The organism is Psychrobacter sp. (genome assembly GCF_030457785.1).
Classification (GTDB): domain Bacteria; phylum Pseudomonadota; class Gammaproteobacteria; order Pseudomonadales; family Moraxellaceae; genus Psychrobacter.
In genome coordinates this window covers 1-3,388 of sequence record NZ_JAKDUI010000251.1, presented here as the reverse complement: position 1 = coordinate 3,388, position 3,388 = coordinate 1, and the positions used below count along the sequence as shown (strand labels likewise).

At 43.2% G+C, this 3,388-nt stretch carries 3 protein-coding genes; 1 reads left to right on the top strand and 2 read right to left on the bottom strand.

Translation table 11 applies throughout. The annotated features are described in order from the left end of the window. Nucleotides 1–109: 109 nt before the first annotated feature. Nucleotides 110–922: an SDR family oxidoreductase gene (locus L0J61_RS10135; RefSeq protein WP_301466324.1), complete on the top strand. Its 813-nt coding sequence runs from the start codon at nucleotides 110–112 to the stop codon at nucleotides 920–922. 67 nt (nucleotides 923–989) lie between these two features. Here L0J61_RS10135 and L0J61_RS10130 read toward each other — a convergent pair whose 3' ends face one another. Both L0J61_RS10130 and L0J61_RS10125 read right to left on the bottom strand, forming a co-directional pair. Then, complete coding sequence (locus tag L0J61_RS10130; RefSeq protein ID WP_301466323.1) at nucleotides 990–2,516, bottom strand: bifunctional 2-methylcitrate dehydratase/aconitate hydratase; 1,527 nt, start codon at nucleotides 2,514–2,516, stop codon at nucleotides 990–992. Nucleotides 2,517–2,682: 166 nt separating this feature from the next. Then, the gene (locus L0J61_RS10125; RefSeq protein WP_301466322.1) at nucleotides 2,683–3,288 is read right to left on the bottom strand and encodes a GNAT family N-acetyltransferase; all 606 of its coding nucleotides are present in this window, start codon (nucleotides 3,286–3,288) and stop codon (nucleotides 2,683–2,685) included. Between the last annotated feature and the right edge of the window lie 100 nt (nucleotides 3,289–3,388).

Genomic DNA, 3,388 nt, shown 5'->3' with positions numbered 1-3,388 from the left:
ATTTTACTCAATATATTAATGATAGTGTACGTATAATCATGATTATTTCTGTTCTTTTGTTAATGTTTCAATATTAAAAATTAAAAGGAAACTAAAAGGGAGTGGCTTTATGGCTCAAAAAAACTATCTAATCATCGGCGGCACTGGCGGTATCGGGCAAGCTATCATTCAACAGCTCTTGCAAGCAAATAGCAATAGCAGTGACAATGACAATGAAAGCAATCTAAACAACAACGACACGATAGACAGTATCAAGGTATTTGCGACTTATCATCGCCGTGATCCTGCTTCAACAAAAAATATCTTAGCAGCAGATAATCTACATTGGCTATCCGTCGATGTCAGTAGTGAAAATAGCATTCAGAAAATGGCAGCGGAAATCGAACAACATAGCACGCATATAGATTGGGTGATTAACTGTGTGGGATTGCTGCATAATGAACAAATGCAACCTGAAAAATCACTTCGACAACTAGAAACAGAGATGTTTTTACAGAGCATGCAGGTGAATGCCTTAGCAAGTTTGCTCATTGCCAAGCACGTCAAACCGTTACTCGCTAAAGCCACACGTAGCGTAGACAACCCTGCGATATATGCAACCATATCCGCCCGTGTAGGCAGCATCAGCGATAACCAGTTAGGTGGTTGGTATAGCTACAGAATGAGTAAGGCGGCGTTGAACATGGGCATGAAAAACTTGAGCATCGAATGGGGCCGTGCATTAAAAAATATCTGTGTGGTCGTGATGCAACCAGGGACGGTAAACACGCAGTTGTCCGCTCCTTTTCAGGGCAACGTCGCAGACGGAAAGCTATTCACGCCTGACTATAGCTCAAAACGTCTATTAGAAGTACTGGGTACTATGACCGCTGCCCAGTCGGGTAGTTTTGTCGACTGGGCAGGTAAGTCAATACCTTGGTAGGCATCAAACCATATGGGGATGGTAAGAATAAAACGCCACAACCTTTAAACGATAAAAACTTCTTGTGTTAATTGACCATGAATAAATCCATAAACTCATTGACTGGCGTTTGTTCTAACTGCGACTGATCGTCGCATAGCTCAAATATTTCATCACAACGACTTTCTATAAAACGAGTCGCTAAACTATCACGGAACTTCTCTTCTAATACAGGAATACCTTCTTCACGGCGGCGCTTATGCCCGATAGGGTACTCTACAGCGACCTTTTCCGTACTGCTGCCGTCTTTGAAGAACACTTGAATAGCATTGGCGATAGAGCGTTTACTTGGGTCATGGTAGTCTTTTGAGTAGTCCTCATCTTCTTCTACCACCATTTTTCTTCTCAAACCATCAATCGTTTTTTGATGCGCTTCGTGGTATTGATTTTCATAATTTTCCGCTATTAAATTACCAGTAAGCAAAGGAACGGCAACCATATACTGTAAGCAATGATCGCGATCTGCTGGATTGGCTAATTCGCCTTCTTTAGAGATGATGCGAATAGCAGAATCATGAGTGGTGAGTACTATTTTATCGATCTCATCAATTCGATCTTTGGTTTGTGGATGCAGGGTCACTGCCGCCTCACAAGCAGTCTGTGCATGGAACTCAGCAGGGAAGCTAAGCTTAAATAAGATGTTTTCCATTACGTAACTACCGAAGTCACGCTGAAAAGCGAAACAACGCTCATCTTCAGGTTTTATCGCTAGATCTTTGTTGGTATGACTAAATAACACGTCGTAGAAGCCCCACTGCGGCGCCGTTAAGGCACCGGGTATTCCCATTTCACCTCGGCGAGTAATATCTACCAAACGGACGGCACGACTGGTCGCGTCTCCAGCTGCCCATGATTTTCTACTACCGGCATTGGGAGCGTGACGATAAGTACGCAATGCTTGCCCGTCGACAAACGCTTGCGAAAGAGCTGCCATGATGCGTTCGTGTGGTAACTTATATAGTTTGGCTACCACCGCTGTAGAAGCCACCTTTACCAGAAATACATGGTCGAGACCCACACGATTGAATGAGTTTTCAAGCGCTAACACCCCTTGTATCTCGTGCGCCATAATCATGGCTTCCAGTACATCATTCATCGTCAATGGCGCCTTATCTTGGCTGATGTTCTGCTGACTGATATAGTCTGCCACCGCTAAGATACCGCCCAAATTGTCTGAAGGGTGGCCCCATTCGGCCGCGAGCCAAGTATCGTTATAATCCAGCCAGCGTACCATGCAGCCTATATCAAACGCTGCCTTAATGGGATCTAGCCTGTGTGAGGTGCCAGGGACGCGCGCACCATGCGGTGTTATTTGTTCAACGCAATCAGGTCCCAAGTGTTTGGTGCACTCTGGAAAACGCAAAGCCAGCAAGCCGCAGCCAAGCGTATCCATTAGACAGTGGCGTGCGGTCTTCCAAGCATCAGTACTATTAGGGGAGTCGTCATCGATAGAATAATCGACAACGTAGTCGGCAATTTTTTGAATTTCGTCGTCGTAATCTGGACGAATATTACTTTCTACTGTGGCATTTTGAGTATTAGAAGTAGTGGTCATCGTCACTTCCTTGAGTCGGTTGAATGAGTAGCCTACAAATAAGTAAATAACCTATCTGTTCTTCGAAGCCTCATTCAAAAATAACATACCCAGCAGGGGAGCAACCAGCAAACTAAAGTTAAGTCATGTAAAGCCTTTTTATGGGTTTCACCAAGAAAATAACCAGTTAAGTCATGAGATAAATCAATCCTGCTAAAAACATAAGACTCAGAATCAACATGATAAAAGTGAATAACTTGGCGGCTAGGCCGGACCTTTCCTTTTGCTGTTTTTGCTTTTTTATTTTTACCTTTTTTAGTTCAGGTAAGACCATGGTGATATGTTCGATATCGTCTTCGAGATAACGCTCACCTTCAGCGATAAACCCCAGTGACTCATAAAACCCGAGTAAATAAGCTTGCGCTGAGATAACGATAGGTTTTTTGCCGTACTTTTTCTTGCAATGCTTGATAGCATGCATCATAAGTTGTCGTGCTATCCCATTGCCTCGATGTTCCTCTAATACCAACACTCTACCGATGGCAGGCATTGAATGCGCAGGATTTTCTAGCGATCTTTTGAGGTTGAACTCAGGGGCGATGATACGACAGTACCCGACCAACGCTTCATTTTGATGAGCAATCAAGTGCAAACAATCGAAGTCTACTTCATCCATGTCTTGGTAAGCACAATCCTGCTCGACGACGAATACCTGAGATCGTGCTTTTAAGATGTGGTAGAGGTCAACGCTGGTGAGCTCATCAAAGGTTTTTACAGAAAATTCACAAATCATAATTACATAGCTTTTAACGGTTTAAAAAAATAACGCTGTGGACGTAAAATAATCCAAAAGAAAAATATCTCAAATACTGACATATTATAACCATTTATCT